The organism is Streptomyces sp. 8P21H-1 (genome assembly GCF_013302945.1).
This window is the reverse complement of record NZ_JABTYA010000205.1, coordinates 1-487: the sequence shown is the minus strand read 5'-3', so window position 1 is coordinate 487 and position 487 is coordinate 1. Positions and strand designations below refer to the sequence as shown.

Here is a 487-nt window from a genome sequence, read left to right as displayed (position 1 = left end):
CGGCCTCGGCGGGCGGCACCCCCGTGGCGGTCAGCCGGCACATCTCGCGCAGCATGGCCACGTCCTGCGGCGCCCACCGGCGCTGACGGCCGTCCGCCCGCACGGCGGGCCCGAGCCCGTACCGGCGGTCCCAGGACCGCAGGGTCGTGGGGGACACGCCCAGCGTGCGCGCCAGGAAACCGGTCGTGACGCCCAGGTCGGCCGGTTCCACCGACTCGCTGCCCTTCATGCCCACCGGCACCCCTGTCGACTCTCGGCAGCCCGCATGACTCGCACATTCTTCCGCCGGACACGGTCGAACGGATGCGCTGAACTGCGTCGGGGCGCGGTGCGCACGGCCGCCACCGGGGCGGCCGGGGTCCGGATCAGCCGGGGAAACGCCCCGTCGAGCGCAACCGCCAGCGGCGTTCCGCGTAGGCCAGGTCGTCGCGCCACAGACGTCCGGCGGCGGCCCGTACGAGCGGCCGCAGCAACGGCGTCATCCGGC

At 76.0% G+C, this 487-nt stretch carries 2 protein-coding genes; both read right to left on the bottom strand.

Annotated elements, in window-relative coordinates; all coding sequences use genetic code 11:
- On the bottom strand, positions 1-229 hold a 229-nt coding region (locus tag HO151_RS03395), incomplete at its 3' end, for a MerR family transcriptional regulator (RefSeq protein ID WP_173894623.1).
- A 136-nt stretch (positions 230-365) separates the two neighbouring features.
- A partial coding sequence (locus HO151_RS07300) for a DUF5914 domain-containing protein (protein WP_254594682.1) occupies positions 366-487 on the bottom strand: 122 nt, incomplete at its 5' end.